This window comes from Stutzerimonas sp. LR2 (assembly GCF_055755175.1).
The window spans coordinates 390,538-409,118 of record NZ_JBVTRR010000001.1 but is presented as its reverse complement, the minus strand read 5'-3'; the positions used below and the strand labels follow the sequence as shown (position 1 = coordinate 409,118).

Here is an 18,581-nt window from a genome sequence, read left to right as displayed (position 1 = left end):
TGCGCCCGCCGGCCGGTTAGAGCGTCAGGCTGCGCTGGTAATCGGCGACGAAGCTGTCGAAGTCCGGCTCGTCCGCAGCTTCCATTGCCGCCTGGCGCTCCAGCGACTGCCGCGCCGCCGTTTCGAACTGCTGCAGTTCATTGGCGCTTGGCGCCTGGCTGCGGAAGTAGTCGGCGTGGGCAAGCGTCTGGCGCATGGCGAACTGGCTGAAACTCTCGCCGTTCGTGCGCAACTGCTCGAGCACGCGCGCCGAGGGCGTCAGGCTGCTGTCGGCGACCTTGGCGCGCTGTTCGGCCAGTGCTTCGGCATGCCGGCTGTCGCCATGGCTGCGGTCGAGCAGGGCGGCGACTTCGGCGATCTCGTCGAGCAGCTGGCCGGCCCACTCGCCGAGCGGGACGGCCTCGCCGCAGTGCTGCAGCTGCAACCCGGGGCGTCGGCCCTCCTTGACCACCTTGAGGAAGTTGTCGGTGGCCGCGCCGCACTCGCCATCGGCCAGGCAAGGGCTGTCGGCCAGCGCGCAGAACAGCAGGAAGGCGTCGAGGAAGCGTGCTTCGTTGAGGTCGATGCCCAGCGGCAGGAACGGGTTGATATCGAGGCAGCGCACTTCGATGTATTGGATGCCGCGGGCGCGCAGGGCCTGCAGCGGGCGTTCGCCGGTGGCGGTGACGCGCTTGGGGCGAATGTTCGAGTAGTACTCGTTCTCGATCTGCAGCACGTTGGTGTTGAGCTGCTGCCAGTTGCCGGCGGCGTCCTTGATGCCCATTGCCTCGTAGGGTGAATACGGCGTGGAAACTGCGCGGTAGAGGCTTTCGGTATAACTCGACAGGTCGTCGTAGCAGGGCGTGAGGCCGGCCTGGGCATTGTTCTGGTAGCCCAGGTCGCTCATGCGCAGGCTGGTGGCGTAGGGCAGGTACAGGGTGTCGGCGTCGAGCGCTTCGAGCTGATGCGGGCGCCCGCGCAGGAAGCCGGCGTCCAGTGCCGGCGAGGCGCCGAACAGGTACATCAGCAGCCAGCTGTAGCGGCGGAAGTTGCGGATCAGCCCGATGTAGCGCGCGGAGCGGTAGTCCCGCTCGGTGCGGGTATCGCCATCATCGGCCTGCAGCACCGGCCACAGCGCCTCCGGTAGCGAGAAGTTGTAGTGGATGCCGGCGATGCACTGCATGGTCTTGCCGTAGCGCAGCGCCAGGCCCTGGCGATAGACATGCTTGAGCCGCCCGATGTTGGAGCTGCCGTATTCGGCGATGGGGATGTCCGCTTCGCTCGGCAGCGGACAGGGCATCGACGGACTCCACAGGTATTCATCACCCAGCTTGGCGTAAGTGAAGCGATGGATCGCTTCAAGCTCGGCCAGGGTATTGCGAGGGTCCTGGTCGGTGCCGGTGATGAACTCCAGCAGCGCCTCGGAATAATCGGTGGTGATCTGCGGGTGGGTCAGCGCCGAGCCCAGCGCGATGGGGTGCGGCGTCATGGCCAGATGGCCGTGGGCATCGACGCGCAGGCATTCGCGCTCGATTCCGTGCAGGCATTGGTTGAGCAGCGGCAGGTGTGGAGCCTTGGCCAGCAATGCCAGGCGGTGGGTGAGAAGAGCGCTCAACTTGTGGATTCCTTCACGCGACAGTCGCCCCAATATGGGGATGGAAACGCCGCTTCACAAGAGGCAGCGTTGCTTCGACCACAGGCCAGGCGTGCCGACTCCGCGAGCGGCTGGTGGCACAGGCCGCTAGAGGCAGGCGAAGGTCGCCTGGGCCTTGGCGATCAGCTTGTCGCCCTGATGGACCTCGGCTTCGAGCACCTGGGTCCGCCGGCCACCGTGCACCACCCAGGCGCGACAACGCAGCTCGCCATCGGTCACCGGGCGGATGTAGTTGACCTTGCATTCGAGCGTGACGCTGTTCGGCGAGCCATCGCCCAGGCTGTGGCTGGCCTGGCCCATGGCGGTGTCGATCAGCGAAAACAGCGCGCCGCCATGCAGCTTGCCGTGCAGGTTGCGCAGGCCGTCGTGCATGGACAGGCCGAGCACGGCCTCGCCGTTGCCGACCTGGTGAATCTCCAGGCCGAGCAGACGGCCGAAGGCGCTGGAGCTGCCCACCGCCTCGACTTGAATGCTCATGCTTATTTCCTCAGCTGCTTGGCGTTGGCGAACAACGCCGCCATGGCGGCATTGGCCGGCGCCGGCTTGTCCTCCCTGGCGTGGCGCTCGCTACGCGGCGCATTGCCTCGTGGCTTGCCACCGCTGCGCTGCGGGCCGTCGGTCTTGGCACCGGGCGTGTCGCTCATGCGCATGGACAGGCCGACGCGGTTGCGTGGGATGTCCACTTCCATGACCTTGACCTTGACGATGTCGCCGGCCTTGACCACCTCGTAGGGATCCTTGACGAACTTCTCCGACAGCGCGCTGATGTGCACCAGGCCATCCTGGTGCACGCCGATGTCGACGAAGGCGCCGAAGTTGGTGACGTTGGTCACCACGCCTTCGAGCACCATGCCCGGCTCCAGATCGCTGAGCTTCTCCACGCCGTCCTGGAACTCGGCGGTCTTGAACTCCGGACGCGGGTCGCGGCCGGGCTTGTCCAGCTCGCCGAGAATGTCGGTGACGGTGGGCAGGCCGAAGGTCTCGTCGGTGAACTGCTTGGGGTCCAGGCGCTTGAGAAACGCCGAGTCGCCGATCAGCGAGCGGATATCGCGGCCGGTGTCCTGGGCGATGCGTTGCACCAGCGGATAGGTTTCCGGGTGCACCGCCGAGGCGTCCAGCGGGTTGTCGCCGTTCATCACGCGGAGAAAGCCGGCGGCCTGTTCGAAGGTCTTCTCGCCCAGGCGCGGGACCTTTTTCAGCTCGCTGCGGGACTTGAACGCACCGTTGGCATCGCGGAACTGCACGATGTTCTGCGCCAGCGTCGCGTTGAGGCCGGAGATGCGGGCCAGCAGCGCGGCGGAAGCGGTGTTGACGTCGACGCCGACGGCATTCACGCAGTCCTCGACCACGGCATCCAGCGAACGCGCCAGCTTGAGCTGGGACACGTCGTGCTGGTACTGGCCGACGCCGATGGACTTCGGGTCGATCTTCACCAGCTCGGCCAGCGGGTCCTGCAGGCGGCGGGCGATGGAGACGGCACCGCGCAGGGAGACGTCCAGATCCGGGAATTCGCGGGCGGCGAGCTCCGAGGCCGAATACACCGAGGCGCCGGCTTCGCTGACCATGATCTTGGTGAGTTTGAGACCCGGTACCTTCTTGATCAGCTCGCCCGCCAGCTTGTCGGTCTCGCGGCTGGCGGTGCCGTTGCCGATGGCGATCAGGTCGACGGCATGCTTGGCGCACAGCTTGGCGAGGATTGCCAGGGTGCCGTCCCAGTCGTTGCGCGGGGCGTGCGGGTAGACGGTGGCGGTTTCCAGCAGCTTGCCGGTGGCGTCGACCACTGCGACCTTGCAGCCGGTGCGCAGGCCCGGGTCCAGCGCCAGGGTCGCGCGCGGGCCGGCCGGCGCAGCCAGCAGCAGGTCATGCAGGTTACGGGCGAACACCGAGATCGCCTCGTCTTCGGCCTTGTCGCGCAGCTCGCCGAGCAGGTCGGTTTCCAGGCTGGTGTAGAGCTTGACCTTCCAGGTCCAGCGCACCACCTCGGCCAGCCACTTGTCGGCGGCGCGGCCGCGGTTGGCGATGCCGAAGCGCTCGCCGATCATGCCTTCGCCCGGGTGCATGCTGCCCGGGGTCTCATCGCCGACCTTGAGGCTGACGCTGAGGATGCCCTCGTTGCGTCCGCGGAAGATCGCCAGTGCCCGGTGCGAGGGCGTGTTCTTCAGCACCTCGTCATGTTCGAAGTAGTCGCTGAACTTGGCGCCTTCGGTTTCCTTGCCTGGTACGACGCGGGCACTGAGGGTGGCGTTGTGCTTGAGGAAGTCCCGCAGCTTGGCCAGCAGGTCGGCGTCCTCGGCGAAGCGCTCCATGAGGATGTACTTGGCGCCTTCGAGCACGGCCTTCACATCGGCGAAGCCCTTCTCAGCGTCGATAAAACGGGTGGCTTCGCTTTCAGGGTTCAACTCGGGATTGCCGAACAACGCATCGGCCAGCTCGCCGAGACCGGCTTCCAGGGCGATCTGGCCCTTGGTGCGGCGCTTCTGCTTGTAGGGCAGGTAGAGGTCTTCGAGGCGGGTCTTGGTGTCGGCGAGGTCGATCTCGCGCTTGAGCTCGGGGGTCAGCTTGCCCTGTTCCTCGATGCTGGCGAGGATCGAGACGCGCCGCTCGTCCAGCTCGCGCAAGTAGCGCAGGCGCTCTTCCAGGTTACGCAGCTGGGTATCGTCGAGGCTGCCGGTGACTTCCTTGCGATAGCGGGCGATGAAGGGAACGGTGGAGCCTTCGTCGAGCAGCGCCACGGCGGCGGCGACCTGTTGCGGGCGTACGCCCAGCTCGTTGGCGATACGGGAATTGATGCTGTCCATGTGGTGTCCTGCGGGCGGAATGACGGCCGGCCGGCCAGAAAAGCGGGCAAGTATAACTGCGCCCGCTTGAACTGGGTCGGTCAGGACGACCGCTTCGTCAGCGGAAATCCGCGTATGGCGTCAGAGGCTCGACCGGCAGAGGGAGGTTTCCACGCCAGGGCATCAGGTTGTAGCGCAGGTAGAGCAGCGCGCGGCTGGGTGCGTAATCGTCGCTGTGCAGCAGGCTGACGCCGCCGCCCAGAACGAAATGATCGCTCAGGCGCCGTTCGAACAAGCCCTGCAGACGATAGCTGATGCCGCGATTGGTGGAGCCTTTGCTTTCGCCATTTGCTGCGGCAGCTGCTCTCTGCTCGCTGCTCAACAGCGAACGCAGCGGATAGTCAGGGCCGCCATCGCTCTGCGATACCGACCAGCCGACGCTGCTTTCCAGCAGCACGGACCAGTCTTCGTTACGCCAGGCGTAGCTCACCGGCACGCTGATGGAGTTGTAGTTCTGCGGGCTCCAGTAGCCGCCCTGGCCCAGGGTGTAGCCGCTCAGGTCCTTGTCGTAGCCGAAATGGATGAACGTCAGGCCGGTACGCACGCGCTCGCTGGGGCTGTCGACCAGCTTGTAGTAGTAGCCGGTCATTGCCGTGGTGCGATTGTTGCGCGCGACGTTGTCGCCAAGCAGCCAGTGATAGCCCAGCGAGGCCCATACACCATGCGCGCCGCCCTGGTCCCAGCTCAAGCCAAGGCTGCTGCCGTTCGCGGTCACGGCGCCCCACTGCTCGCCTGTCACCGGATCGCGACTGCCGCCATAGGACAGCAGGGAATTGCTCATCGGTCGGCGCGACGCAGTGAGCGACAGGCCGAAGGGCCCGGCGTCGCCGCGGCCGGTGATACCGCCATAGACATTATTGATCTCGAACCCCTGGGTCAGGCCCAGATCGGCTTCCCAGCGCTCGTCGCGCCAACCGCCGGCCAGTACTGCGGCTTCGGCCTGCTGACGCTTGTCCACGCATTTGCCGTCGTCGAACGCGCAGGTGCCAAAGGGGGCGTCGCTTTCGAGCGTGCCGGCATCCAGCGCCAGCCGCTCGGCGCGGACAAAGCTGCGCCCATTGGCTGCCGGCCATTCCACGTGCAGCAGCGTCGTGTCGGTCAGCAGTTCGGAGATGCCCGGGGTGCCGTCGTCGTTGCGCCAGCCGTGGTCATGCAGCAGCGTCACGGTGACATCCTGCTGCTGGTGCAGGTTCGCCACATCGCTGCGCAGGCTGCGGATCAGCCAGTCGTCCGTCTCGTTCTCACGGGTAGCCTGGGTCAGATCGGCGTCGCTCGCGCCTTCCGGCACCAGTTCGGCATCGACCATGGCCTTGCGGTAGTAAGCCATCGCACGGTCCGGCTCGGTCCTGGCCAGCAGGCGTGCCGTATCGCGGCGCAGCAGCGGGTCCGGCGCCTCGACCTGAGCCTCCAGCTGCTCGAGCATCTGCCGGGCCTTTGCCACTTCGCCGACCGCCGCCCAGCTGTTGGCCAGGCGCCGAATGGCGTTCGACTCATCGTTGCTGAACTGTGGCGGTGCGTCATGCAGGGCCTGGCTGGCTTCGTTCACCTGTCCCGCGGCGAGCAGCAGCTCGATCTGGGCGAGTCGTGCCGCGGCGTGTTCCGGATCGATGCGCAGCGCGCGTGCCAGATAGGACTGTGCTGCGGCTGGCTCGCCGCGCTCCACCGCCCAGTCGGCCAGCAGCAGGAGGTCGTCCACCGAGTCTCCATGGCTGCGCAGGTGCTGCTGCATCAGATCGGCCGCCGCGGTTTCTCGCCCCGCCGCGCGCAGCTTGGCTACACGCGACATGAATTCGCGCCGCTCGACACGCGTCGCAAGCGCGCGGATGTCATCGTTCCAGTCGCTCGCGGGGACCTGTTGCAGGCTGGTCAGGGCCTGGGTATCGCGTTCGGCCGCGGCGAGATAGAGCGCATGTGCATAGCGTGTGGTCGGATCAGCGGGCTTGCGCGCGAGCAAGTCATCGAAGGTGCTGTCCGCCTCGTAGAAGGCGCCCTGCGTACGTAGCGAATTGGCCAGCCGGTAGGTCAGCCAGGGGTCGTTCGGGTCGAGCCGGCGAGCCTGGCGCAGTGCCTCGCTCGCCGCAGCCTGGTCGCCGCGCTCCAGTGCCTGGTCGGCCTGGAGCTGATAGCGAGCCAGGAGCAAAGCATTGCGCAGTTCGTTGAATTCCTGGCGCTGGGGTGCAGCAAGGGTTTCGATGAATGCCAGCGCACGCTCCGCGGATTCTGCTCGATAGAGGCGCACCAGCCCGCGGATCGCGCCGCCGTTGGCCGGGTCACGCGCAAGCAGGCGGCGATAGGCGGCTTCGGCTTCGTCGGTGCGGCCTTCGGCTTCGGCGACCTGGGCCAGACCGAGCGCGGCGAAGAGGCTATCGGGTTGTTGCCTGAGCGCACGGGTATACAGCGCCGCCGCTTCGCGGGGCCGCTGTTGTTCCAGTGCCTGGTCGGCCTGCTCGAGGGCGAGCCAGTAGTGGGTCGAGTCGATCAGGTCGCTCCACTTGCTCAGGTTGTCGATGTCCGCCTCGTTGTCCTTGGCGCGCTGGAAGTACACCAGGGCTTCCGGGCGGTGACCGGGGCGCATGAGGGCAAGGCCCAGGCCGCCGAGCAGTTCGGGGTCCTTCGGGTACCCGCGCAAGGCCTGGCGGAGTTTGGCTTCCGCGGCTTCGTCCTGGTCCTGATCGAGCAAGCGCAGGCCCTCTTGGCCAGCCCGCCAGAGCGGGTCGGCGAGCAGCCGCTGCTGCCGCTCCAGGTGTTGCCGGGCGTCACCGGCGAAGCGCCCGTTCGGATAGCGCTCGAGAAAGGCCTTCCAGGCCTTGGGTCCGTTGTCGTCGATCCGCCTGGTAGCCAGGTACTCGAACTCCCGCTGTGCCGCGGCATCGGTCGCCACCGGGTTTCGGCCCAACTCGGCCAGCAATGCCAGCGCCGCCTTGTCCTGCCCATCGGCAAACAGCAGATTCGCCAGCAACTGGCGTAGCTGGGGGTTGCCCGGGTACTCGTCGTCCAGGCGGCGCAACGCACCGATCGCCGACGTGCGCTGCCCCGGCTGGGCGCTGCGCAGGCGCCAGTATTCGACGGCCAGTTCCAGTGTCGGTGGCTGGTCGCCATAGAGGGCTTTGAAGCCCTGCAGCGCGTCATCCAGCCGGCCGGCCAGGGCTGCCAGACGGGCCTGCTGCAGGCGCTGTTGGCCTGCTTCACTGCTCAGCTCCACGAGCATCCGCCCGGTGCGCTCGGCCTCGCTGCCGGCGGCGGTACGCTGCAGGTTCTGCTGCAGCGCCTCGAGCTGCTGCAGGTCACGCTGACGCAAGGCAAGCCGCATCTGCGCCAGCGTTGCCTGAGCATGGCCGGGCGCGACACGTTGCAGCCGTGTCAGGGCGTCACGAACCAGCTCGTCACGGTTGACGGCTTCGGCGGCACGTACCTGTGCCAGCAACCACTGGGCCTGCTCGGCGCGATCGGCCGGGATCTCGGCATGGCTCCAGATCGGCAGCAATGCCGCGAGCAGAAGAAGCGGGGGCTTGCGCATGGCGGATTACCCGGCATCGCTCAGGCGGCGCCCGGCAGCCCAGCGCAAGGCCCGCCACAGCACGATGGCGAACAGCACGACACTGGCTGCGGCCAGAAACGCCAGCAGCACGGGGTGTGCGGAAAGGTGGAACCACAACAGCAGCCACCAGGGCAGCTTGCCCACGTAATAGGGTTCGCCCACGACATGGCTGCTGACGCCGCTGGTGCGAATCAGGGTAACGGCGCCGGCGAAGGCTTCCTGCTTGCCCGAATCGGTCAGCGCATCGCGCAACAGGCCGTAATCCGTCGGCGTCGAGGCAAGCAGGGCGATGAGACTGCGCTGTGCGTGGAAGGGTGACTGCTGACCGACGACCGCCGCCAGAGGACCGTTGGCGCTCATGCCCAGCTTGCCGCCGGCGGACCGTCCGTCCGTGCCGGCAGCGCCGTGCTGCAACCAGCTGCGTGGCGACTCGAGCAGGAACGGCAGGGAGGCATCGTTGACCAGCTCATTGGGCAGAGGGCCCAGCAGCAACAGGTCGGCGTCGGCCTGCGCCGCGGACTTCCAGTTGTCGGTGATGCGCACGCCGAATGCCGGGTAGCCGGTATGAGAGCCGATCAACGCAAGGGTATCGAGCAGGGTGCCGACCTGCGCCTCGTCGGGCTGGGCCGAGGTCAGCACCAGGGTCTCGGAAAGATCAGCCATCCGGCTGAAGGGGAAGCCGCTGCGCGAGAAGGCCTTCAGGTCGGGCATGGCCATGTAGTGGTGATAGCCCGACAGGTCGATCGTCGATTGCTCGTCGATGGCGGCCTGGATGTTGGTCGGCAGGTAGGTCTGGCAGCGATCGCGCTGGGCATTGCCCAGTTTGCTGGCGAAGTTGAATTCGAAGCGCACCTTGTTGCGCATACCCATCTTCAGCGCAGGCACCAGCAGCTTTTCGCTTTCGGCAGTGGAGTCCGAGGCAAGAACGGTCAGGCGCAGGTTTTCCACGCTGCTGCGGCTGTCGCTGCCCTGTAGGGGGATGCTGCTGATGTATTGGTCGTTGACGCTGATGTTCAGGCGGGACTCGTCCGTCGTCACCGGCGGCGTATAGCGATAGCGCGTCTGCAGCGGGATGCCCTGGTTGCGCCAGACGAACAGGTCCGGCGGCAGGTTGACATCCAGTGTGATGGGATAGGGCTGAAGGCCGCTTACCTGCAGTTGCTGCGGGTAGTCGATCAGCTCGGCGAGCTGTACGGCGCGGTCCGTGCGGATCCAGTTGGGGGCGTCGTAAGGCTTGCGTGCCGGCGGTTCGACCTGTTCCAGGCGAACCCGATTTCCGCGCAGCTGGCCGCGATCAAGTGCCAGCGCCGTCGCCGCGACCACCAGATCGTCGTCGTTACGGCCGCTAATCAGCAGCAGCTTGCTGTAGCGGTCCTGGGGATGGTCGATCAGTTCGACGGTCGGCCCTTCCGCCGCTGGATGCTCGGCGAGGAACGACGGACGACGGTCGTTGGTGGCGAACACCAGCGCAGGTTGCGGACGTTCCTGCGTCGACGGCAGGGCATCGAACAACACCGGGAAGGTGGCGCTTCGCCAGGCGGCCAGGCTGCCGAAATAGGACGAGAGAATGCCTGCGGCCCGCTGCTCGCCAAGGGTCGGCGTGCCGGTGAAGACGACCGGCAGATTGAGCTGCTGGGTGTCGCGCTCGTCGAAGAAGGGCAGCGGGAACCAGGCCAGGTCGCCGGTGACGTCCAACGCCTGCTCATGCAGGCTGACCCGGCTCTGACGACCCAGGTTCAGCCACAGGCCGCTGTGCGCGGGGTCTTCGCAGACATCGCTGTAGTGGCCGACGAATTCGATTCGCACCCGGTTGAAATCGCCCAGCAGGCGCGGGTCCAGGGCCAGCTCTTGACGAACACGCTGGCCGATCTGCTCCTGGGTGATGGGCAGCGTGCCCATCAGCTCATCGTTCAGGTACACGCGCAGGTGCGACAGCACCGGGATCAGCGCCGGCGATGGCGTGTAGTCCAGGTGCAGGGTGGCGGCGGTGGCGATCCGGTCATGACGCAGGCGGAACTCGACCTGCTCCGCGTTGCGTATGCCAAGCAGCAACTGGTCGCGGGGACGGCCCAGGTCGCTGAAGCTGCGACTGGAGTTCCAGCTCGGCGGCGTGCTGTCGGCGTCGAGGCTCGGCTCAGCGAAGGCGGCAGCGCTGAATGCCCACAGCAAGGCGGTGAGCAGCGTCCGGGAATAGGTTCGGGTGATCATGACGGGGTTACCAGGGATTTAGAGGCTGGAGTACGAGGGCAATAGCTCAGTAGCCAGGCGGCTAACCGAAGAAGCGGGCGAAGGGGTCTGCTCAGGACGCTCGGCAGTTGTTCGTAGAGGCGGTGGTAGCCGCGTCCGCCGATACGCAGCACTTCGATGAAGCTGTGCAGCGGCCGGTCCGTCTCGAAATCCTGATGGCGGTTCAGCCAGACGTCGGCCCGGGCGAAGGTGCACTGGACCAGGTCGATCTGCTGCGCGAGGTCGAGGTTGTCGAGGCGGATACCCAGGCGCTCGCCGATCTGCCGGGAGGCTTGACCAGGAAACATGAACGAGCGATCCCCGCGCTGAAGGATCAGGGAGACCGGCTGGTCCATGTCCACCTTCAGCCCCGGCGGGATCTGCAGGCCCGCACCGCCTTCGGCGAAGTCCAGCAGCGTGCAGGGGTAGGCGTGACCGTCGGCGAGCTTCAGCGAGGCCGGCAGCTGGGCCATGACACGGTGGGCGCGACGGATCTGCCGGACTTCGGATGCGACGGCCACCGCGGCGCCGATGATGAGCAGGTTGTAGATGACCCAGGCGGAGCTGACCAGAACCGTGCCGATTTCACTGACCGGACCGGTGAACAGGCGCCAGACGGCGAATCCGAGACCGGCCACGTTCAAGGCCGCCAGAACCAGGTAGGGGCGCGCGATGCGCCAGTCGAACTGATCGTGATCGATCAGCCCGCCTTTGGCCGTGACGTTGAACTTGCCCTTGCCCGGGTTGAACAGCGCCACCGTGGTGGGCCGCGCGATGTACCAGGCCAGTACCGTCTCGTACACCTCGCCCCAGAACGAATGCCGGTACTCGCCCTGCATCCTGGCGTTGGTCAGGCTGGCGTGAATCATGTGCGGCAGCACGTAGAGCACGATCATCAGCGCCGGCGCGTAGATGATGTAGGCGTGCAGCAGGAGAAACGCGAGCGGTGCCGTCAGGTAGATCAGGCGGGGCAGGCCCGCGAGAAAATGCAGCATCGCATTGGCGTAGCAGAGGCGCTGGAAGATCGTCAGGCCCGGACCGAGCAGCGGGTTGTCGGTGCGGAAGATCTGCGCCATGCCGCGTGCCCAGCGTATCCGCTGGCCGATATGCGCCGAAAGGCTTTCGGTGGCCAGGCCCGCCGCCTGCGGCGTGCCCAGGTAGGCGGAATTCCAACCGGCACGATGCAGGCGCAGCGCCGTGTGAGCATCTTCGGTGACGGTTTCCACGGCGAATCCACCGATGCTTTCCACTGCGTCGCGGCGCAGCACGGCGCAGGATCCGCAGAAGAACGAGGCGTTCCACATGTCGTTGCCGTTCTGCACCAGGCCGTAGAACAGCTCGCCTTCGTTGGGCTTGCGGCGGAAGGATCCCAGGTTGCGTTCGAACGGGTCGGGCGAGAAGAAGTGGTGCGGCGTCTGCACCAGCGCCAGTTTCGGGTCGCGCAGGAACCATCCCGTGGTGACCTGGAGAAAGGAGCGCACGGGTATGTGGTCGCAGTCGAAGATGGCGATCAGCTCGCTGTGGGTCACGGTCAGCGCATGGTTGAGGTTGCCTGCCTTGGCGTGCTTGTTGTCCGGGCGGACGATGTAGCCCACGCCGACTTCCTCGGCGAACTGCTTGAAACTGTCCCGGCGGCCGTCATCGCAGATGTACACGTTCAGCTTGTCGCGTGGCCAGTCCAGGCCCAGCGCCGCGAGCACCGTGGTGCGCACGACCGAGAGATCTTCGTTATAGGTCGGGATGAAGAGGTCGACCGACGGCCAGCTGCTGCTGTCTGCCGGCAGCGGGGCGGGTTTGCGATCCAGCGGCCAGCAGGTCTGTACGTAGCCGAGGATCAGGACGATCCAGGAGTAGGTCTCCGCCACCAGCAGGGTGATGCCGCACGCCAGGTCGAAATAGGAATCCCAATGCAGCGTGGCGGTGTAGCGCCACCACAGGTAGCGGCAGGAAATGATGGCCGACAGCACGATCAGCATCAGCACCGCGAAGCGCCCGGGAACGCGCCGGACCAGCAGGGCCAGGCCCCAGAGCAGGAGCACGAAGGTGACCTGCGCGGTATAGCCGAACGGTTCGGTGATACAGAGAATGCCAAGCAGTATGGCCAGCGCGCCGATGGCGATGTTGAACGCGTAGCGGACGGGTCTCGATAGGCTGGAAAGCCAGCGCTCGGCCTTTCCGACGCGCGCTTCGGCATTGCGCAAGCCAGGCAGGTCGAACGTCCGCCTGTGCCGCGGGCGCGGCGGCCTGGGCAGCTGCTGCGCGACGCTGCGCAGTCGCTGCCAGGTCGAGCGGAGTCGATCGCCCAGCGAGCGCGCCGGCGCGGACCCGGGGGCGCGTGCGACGAGCAGCCAGATGCTCTGGATGACGATCCGCAGCGGGTCGCCGGCGGTGGGCCTTTTGCCCGCGACGTGCGGATACAGCCTGCGGCGTTCGGCCATGACCCACTGCCAGCCAGGGGCATCCAGGCGCAGCAGCAGCCAGGCTGTCATGTAGGCGATCAGCCAGCTCAGCGCAGCAATCGGGCTGGCACCGCGCCGATAGCGGATGTACTGGTAGTAGCTCAGTGGGTTGGGCATATCAGCACTTCGCTCGCTGGGCCAGGCACCAGAGCGCCAGGCTGCGCAGGTCGCTGGCGGCCTGGCTCTTCGGTGCGTAATGACCTATCGGCAGCTTGTGCGCTAGGGCTTCCGGCAGCGCTTCGTCCTCGTGGATCAGTTGCGGTTGCCGGTTGCTCCTCGGCTGGCTGCGCCAGAGCAGCAGCAGATCGCGCTGCAGCTGGCTGGCCGGATTGAAGCGATTGATCAGCAGGAGATCCGCATCCGGGCGTGGGCGCTGCTGTAGCAGTACATGACACCCGGGATCGGGTGTAGCCAGATCGATCAGCACGTCGGCCCGATTCGCTTCCGACACAACGGCGCGATGGCCCGGCAGCCGCTGCGGCAGGTCGAACAGCACCCAGTCGTAGTTGTGTGCGATCAAGTCACAGCGCTGCGCCCAGCAGCTCGAATCCGCGCAGAGCTGGCCTTCGATCTGGGAAATCTCCGCCCCGCCAAGCTCGCCGTACGGCAGCAGGTGCAGGCCCGGGAGCAGTTCCAGGGCACTCTCATGCCATGGCGCAGCATCCAGCTGCGCGCGCGCCCAGCCGGAGGCGTACGCAATGTCGACGCTGAAATGCAGGCGCAGCATGTTGTCCGGGCTGAGATCGATCAGCAGTACCCGCTCACCCTGTTCATGCAGCGCGATGCCGAGGCCAGCCAGCAGCGAGGTGGCGCCGATTCCGCCGCGCAGGCCGCGCAGCACGAGCTGCTTCATGCCGGACGCCTGCTGGCCACGGCCACACTGGCGTTCTCGAGCGAGACGCTCTCGAGCGCGCTGTTCAGGTGGGCGACGACGGAAAGCTCGCTCAGCAGCGGCCAGCGCTGAACTGCCTTGTCCAGTGCCAGCGACGCGGAGATGTCCTGATAGCCGAGCTTCGGCATGCCCAGATGGCGTTTCAGGTTGTCGACATCGTCTTGTGGCGACGGCAGGACCAGCGATTCCATAGGCGTGCTACTCGAACCGGTTTGGATAAGGAAGCCAGATGGTCTGGCCGCTGAGACGTACGTACGGTTTTCCTGCGAGCTCGATCACCTGCGCGCCGGCCGTTTCGGAGACCAGCTCGGTCTGCGGCAGGTCAGCGACCAGCGCCTCCAGGTTCGGGGTGCTGCCTTGCTGACGGGCGGCGTAGAGCCGGGAAACCAGCTCGGAAAGCGCCAGGAAGCTCGTTGGCTGCTGGATGTGCACGGGCTGCGTGCCGTGAGAGGCGTCCATCCCGATCAGTTTCAGGCCGACGGGCACCTGGGTGATCGATGGCCGGGGAATCTCGCGCATGCCGGCGATCTGCATGCGGTCACCATGCAACGCCGCTCCGTGCTCGGGTACCAGCAGCAAGGCGACCGGTCGACCGCTGCGCTCCAGCTCATCGATGAAACGGTTGAGGTCATCCAGCAGGCGCTGTGCGCGAGGCCTATATGCCGCCGATTGGGCATTGCCATCCGCCCCGACGATGCGGTTCCCGTCGTGCAGGCTGATGCTGTTGTAGAAAAGGCTGACCTGTGGCTCCGGCAATGCCTGACGACGCTGCCACCAGCCGTTGAGCACGTCGAAATCCCTGGCGATCGGCGAGCCGTCGAAGCCTGCCAGCGCACGCGCGAACTTCTGGCTCGCCAGCACCGGCTGGGGCATGCCCTGGGCTTCGATTTCACCGGCGAAGCCGTCGAACTTGCCGTTGTGGTTCATCAGGGTTTCGGCGTGGAAGCCCAGGTTGGCCAGGTTCTGGAACAGCAGGCATTGTTCCGGCGCGGGTTCGTACAGGGCCTGGTGACGGGGCTGACCGCAGCTGGCTCGCAGCAGCCGGATGGCCGCCGGCCCGCTGTAGGACGTGGCGGAGTTGAAACGATCGAAGATGACGTCCATGCGTTTGAGCAGAGCGTTGTCGCGTAACTCGACCGCGTCCAGATCGTCCCAGGCCAACGAGCAGACATTGATGAACAGCACGTCGAACGCCGCGGTTTGCTCGCTGCGCAGGGGGAACTGCGTCTGGCGCGTGGCCTCGGTGCGGAAGAAATTCTCCAGCCAGGTATCCAGCGCCACATTGTCCTGAAGGGCCGGCGCGTCGTTGCCCTGTGCGGACGCCACGACGGGGGCGGCATCTGCACGCGGTGGTGATGCCAGCAGAGGGATGCTGCCCAGGTTCAGCCAGATCAGACCGCCCAGGCAGATGGTGGACAGGCGAATCCAGTTCGCCATGTAGCTGTAGCCAATCACCAGCAAGGCGCAGAGGCCAAGCACGGTCCAGTCGACGAAGCGTCCGGCTAGTTCCACGAGATAGGCTGGGGAAAAATCCAGCACCCCCGGTTGTGCCAGCAACCGGTCGAACGGGGGCAGCCAGGTGTCGTGGTACAGCAGCGCGATACCCACGGGAATCGCGATCAGCTGCCGTACGATGCGCCACGGGGCGCCCGGAAGGGGCACCACGAGAAACGCCGCGAACACCAGGTTCGGCAGAGCCTGGAAGTTCAGCAGGCCAAGGCCCAGCAACAGGAACTTCAGCAGAAAATACAGATTCCACACACCCAGGCCCGGCCAGCGCGTAACCGGGGGCGCGGGTACGATCAGCCGCTCCGGCGCATTCATGGCGTGTCTCCCGATCCAATGGAACGACGGCGTATCGCTGTCCTTTTCAGGTAGCGGGGCGGGAGCATTCGATCGAATGCACGCAGCGCCGTGTGGCCGTACCGGGTCAGCAACCAGCCGATACCGATGCCGATCGCCAGGAACAGGCTGGCGACCTCGAGGAGTTGCTCGAGCGTCATGGTTGCGTCACCAGCGAAAGGGTCAGGGGGCGGGGTTGAAGCTGTCGACCCGGTGCCGGCTCGTTGACGAGCGTTTCGTTGCCGGGCAGTGACAAGGTTTCGCCGTGGAAGCCGGGGCCGGACAGGGGCTCGAGATCCGCCAGCTGTTCGAGGCCGAGGAACAGCTCCTGCCAGGTGACGCCAAAGATGTTGTCCAGAGCCGCCTCGAGCGATTCCGCGCGGCAGGCGAAAAGAAAAAGATACAGCGCCTTGTCGACGATGCAGGCTATGTCGCCGTTACGCCGCAGATGAGCCTGACCAAGCACCTGCTCCAGGCTCAGTCCGGGTACCGGTTGCAGCCGAACCAGCTGATGAACGATCTCACCCGTTGTGCTGCCGGCCCACATTTCCTGGGCGGCTTCGGCAAAGCGGCGCGGGCTCAGCTGGCCACGCAGGGGAAGCGGTTTGAGCTTGTCGAGGCTGGCATCGATGTCGCTCAACTGACGCTGCCAGATATGCCCCTGAGCGCTCTCGACCATCGTCAGGAAGCGTGGCAGCGAGGTGCCGAAAGGCACGACCAGCGACGCGCCACCGGCCAGCAGCAGCTGTTCGTCCCGATAGCGCAGGCAGGGCGCCGTTTCCCGGATGATCAGCTTCAGCTGGTTGCCACAGGTGCGGCGCAAGCCATTGAGCTGATGGGCCAGCTCGTCGACCTGCTCGTTATCGGTGATCGCGAAGAGGATGCTCGCAGCCCTGGCGGTTTCGGCATGCGCCAGTAGGGCCGCTCTGCTCTCGAACAGGCGCCACTGCGTGGACAGGTTGTGCACCCCTTCCAGCACGCTGCGCTCCGCGTAGAAACGCCCCTGATCGGGGTGCTCGAGCACCTCGCCGAGTTCTCCGGAAGCCGTCAGCTGGAACCCGTCGGCCTGGTGGCGCAGGGCGAATTGGCGGGCGCTGGTCATGCCGCGCTCGTTCTGCCAGTGATGCAGATACAGGCGGGTGCCGGACGGGGTTTGAGTGAGCGAGGCGAACCCGGCCAGGCAATGGCTGAGTCGGAGCAAACCCTCGCTCAGGGCGTCGCTGACACCATCACTGATGATCAGCAGGGTCGCGCGGCGCTCGAGCAGCCAGGCGCCGATCCGCGTCAGCCAGCTTGAGAGGCGCGGCCCTGCAAGACGCTCCCAGGCCTGAGTGGGGAGGTTGAGCAGGATGTACCGGGTGCGCATGTTGCCCGAGCGATCCAGTTCGGAATCCAGGCGCTGCAGCATCGCTTCGAAATGGTCCGGCATCAGAGTCAGGGCCAGCAGTTCACCAGGGCCCGCGTCAGCCGGCAGGTCGGCCAGTGCGTGCCGCTGGCGGGCTGCGTCCGCTATCATCGCCGCCCGCTGACCGGCCGCCATGTTCCCGATGACCTGCCGGGTCAGCAGCGCCGCATCGCTCGCTTTTTCCGCCATGATCCAATGCAGGCGTCCGTCATTTAGCGCAAAAATCGGCCATTCGATACCGTCCAGTCCGAGCGGGGCCGGAAGCTGCTGGTTTTGGCGGAAGAGAAGCAAGAAGTCACCTGCGGCGGTTTCGGGCGCGACCTGTAGCGTCCTGAACAGCGTGTCGGCCAGGCGCTAAAGCGCTTTAAACCGTCACCAGACTGTTCGTCGGAAACTGAATCGTCCTTGATTGATGCCAATATGATATCAAGTGGCTTCGGCGTACGACAGTGGGGGTCGATGGCCGGTCACGAGTCGAATGAGCAGTCACGAACGAGCGGATGAGAGATGAAAGTCGAAACGACCAACGAGGCGTCTGCCTTCAAGAGCAAACCGGGGCTTGGGCGCATCGCCAAGGCGGCCGGCTATTCCTTTGCCGGCCTCGCCGCAGCCTGGCGGCATGAGGCGGCCTTTCGTCAGCTGGCCCTGCTTGCCTGCGTGCTCATTCCTGTCGCCTTCATGGTTGGCAGCACCCCCGTGGAGCGTGCTCTGCTGGTCCTGCCGGTGCTGATGTCGCTCGCCATCGAACTGGTGAATTCAGCCATCGAGGCAGTGGTCGATCGGGTGTCGCTGGAAATCCATCCGTTGTCCAAGCGCGCGAAGGATCTGGGAAGTGCGGCTCAGCTGCTCGGGCTCATTTCCATTGCCGTCGTCTGGCTCGCCGTCCTGCTCTGAAGCCTCCGAGGCGCGCGGGGCAAGACGGTTGCGCGAAAAATCTGCTAACAATGGCTGTCAGTAGGGCCGAACCACACTGCGCAATAATGCGCCGTCGACCATCTGGGAGTTTCCATGAGCAGCACTGCGCAAGCCAACGAAGGCGAAAAGATCCTTATCGTCGATGACGATGCCCGTCTGCGGCGTCTGCTCGAGCGCTTTCTCGACGAGCAGGGCTACCGCGTCCGTACCGTGGAAAACACCGAGCAGATGGACCGCCTGCTCAGTCGCGAGCTGTTTCAGCTGGTGGTGCTGGACCTGATGATGCCGGGCGAGGACGGGCTGTCCGCCTGCCGCCGACTGCGTGAGGCGAACAACCAGATCCCGATCATCATGCTCACCGCCAAGGGCGACGAGGCCAGCCGCATCCAGGGTCTGGAGCAGGGCGCCGACGACTACCTGGCCAAGCCCTTCAACCCTCGCGAGCTGCTCGCGCGCATCCGTGCGGTGCTGCGCCGGCAGGCGCCGCAGGTGCCCGGTGCCCCGGCCAGCGAGGACGAGACCGTCACCTTCGGCGAATACGAGCTGTCGCTGGCGACCCGCGAGCTGAAGAAGGGCAACGAGGTGCACATGCTCACCACCGGTGAATTCGCGGTGCTCAAGGCGCTGGTGCAGCACGCCCGCGAGCCGCTGACCCGGGACAAGCTGATGAACCTCGCCCGCGGCCGCGAGTGGGATGCGCTGGAGCGCTCCATCGACGTGCAGATATCCCGCCTGCGTCGGCTGATCGAGCCGGACCCGTCCAAACCGCGCTACATCCAGACCGTCTGGGGTGTGGGTTACGTGTTCGTGCCGGACGGCAACAAGTGAGTCGAC

General features: G+C 65.9%; 13 protein-coding genes. 2 read left to right on the top strand and 11 right to left on the bottom strand.

Annotated features, from left to right (window positions below; translation table 11 throughout):
* Positions 1–16: 16 nt before the first annotated feature.
* From gshA to bcsE, 11 genes are all read right to left on the bottom strand, one after another.
* Entirely contained in the window at positions 17–1,594 is a 1,578-nt protein-coding gene (gene gshA, locus ACVRRC_RS01895) for a glutamate--cysteine ligase (protein WP_472996567.1), read from the bottom strand.
* A gap of 126 nt (positions 1,595–1,720) precedes the next feature.
* A complete protein-coding gene (locus ACVRRC_RS01890) occupies positions 1,721–2,110 on the bottom strand; it encodes a PaaI family thioesterase (protein WP_013981434.1) in 390 nt (129 codons plus the stop codon).
* A gap of 2 nt (positions 2,111–2,112) precedes the next feature.
* On the bottom strand, positions 2,113–4,431 hold the full coding sequence (locus ACVRRC_RS01885) for a Tex family protein (protein WP_048328277.1): 2,319 nt from the start codon (positions 4,429–4,431) through the stop codon (positions 2,113–2,115).
* A 97-nt stretch (positions 4,432–4,528) separates the two neighbouring features.
* Positions 4,529–7,987 (bottom strand): cellulose synthase complex outer membrane protein BcsC, encoded by a 3,459-nt coding sequence (bcsC, locus tag ACVRRC_RS01880; RefSeq protein ID WP_472996566.1) that lies wholly within the window; start codon positions 7,985–7,987, stop codon positions 4,529–4,531.
* 6 nt (positions 7,988–7,993) lie between these two features.
* The gene (gene bcsB, locus ACVRRC_RS01875) at positions 7,994–10,216 is read right to left on the bottom strand and encodes a cellulose biosynthesis cyclic di-GMP-binding regulatory protein BcsB (protein ID WP_108241337.1); all 2,223 of its coding nucleotides are present in this window, start codon (positions 10,214–10,216) and stop codon (positions 7,994–7,996) included.
* Entirely contained in the window at positions 10,213–12,810 is a 2,598-nt protein-coding gene (gene bcsA, locus ACVRRC_RS01870; RefSeq protein ID WP_151320479.1) for a UDP-forming cellulose synthase catalytic subunit, read from the bottom strand. The genes bcsB and bcsA overlap by 4 nt, the downstream gene beginning before the upstream one ends.
* A gap of 1 nt (position 12,811) precedes the next feature.
* Positions 12,812–13,546, bottom strand: coding sequence for a cellulose biosynthesis protein BcsQ (gene bcsQ / locus ACVRRC_RS01865; RefSeq protein ID WP_472996565.1), 735 nt, complete (start codon positions 13,544–13,546; stop codon positions 12,812–12,814).
* On the bottom strand, positions 13,543–13,776 hold the full coding sequence (gene bcsR / locus ACVRRC_RS01860) for a cellulose biosynthesis protein BcsR (RefSeq protein ID WP_108241339.1): 234 nt from the start codon (positions 13,774–13,776) through the stop codon (positions 13,543–13,545). The genes bcsQ and bcsR overlap by 4 nt, the downstream gene beginning before the upstream one ends.
* A 7-nt stretch (positions 13,777–13,783) precedes the next feature.
* Positions 13,784–15,409 carry a cellulose biosynthesis protein BcsG gene (gene bcsG / locus ACVRRC_RS01855; protein WP_472996564.1) on the bottom strand — a complete coding sequence of 542 codons (1,626 nt, stop codon included), beginning with the start codon at positions 15,407–15,409 and terminating at the stop codon, positions 13,784–13,786.
* The gene (gene bcsF / locus ACVRRC_RS01850; protein WP_013981442.1) at positions 15,406–15,588 is read right to left on the bottom strand and encodes a cellulose biosynthesis protein BcsF; all 183 of its coding nucleotides are present in this window, start codon (positions 15,586–15,588) and stop codon (positions 15,406–15,408) included. Before bcsF ends, bcsG begins: the two co-directional genes overlap by 4 nt.
* The gene (bcsE, locus tag ACVRRC_RS01845; protein ID WP_472996563.1) at positions 15,585–17,123 is read right to left on the bottom strand and encodes a cellulose biosynthesis protein BcsE; all 1,539 of its coding nucleotides are present in this window, start codon (positions 17,121–17,123) and stop codon (positions 15,585–15,587) included. The genes bcsF and bcsE overlap by 4 nt, the downstream gene beginning before the upstream one ends.
* Positions 17,124–17,339: 216 nt before the next feature.
* Here bcsE and ACVRRC_RS01840 point away from each other — a divergent pair, with 216 nt between their 5' ends.
* Together ACVRRC_RS01840 and ompR are read left to right on the top strand one after the other, a co-directional pair.
* Complete coding sequence (locus ACVRRC_RS01840) at positions 17,340–17,726, top strand: diacylglycerol kinase (protein ID WP_013981444.1); 387 nt, start codon at positions 17,340–17,342, stop codon at positions 17,724–17,726.
* A 114-nt stretch (positions 17,727–17,840) separates the two neighbouring features.
* Positions 17,841–18,575, top strand: a complete 735-nt coding sequence (ompR, locus tag ACVRRC_RS01835; RefSeq protein WP_011911524.1) for an osmolarity response regulator transcription factor OmpR — start codon at positions 17,841–17,843, stop codon at positions 18,573–18,575.
* Positions 18,576–18,581 lie beyond the last annotated feature (6 nt).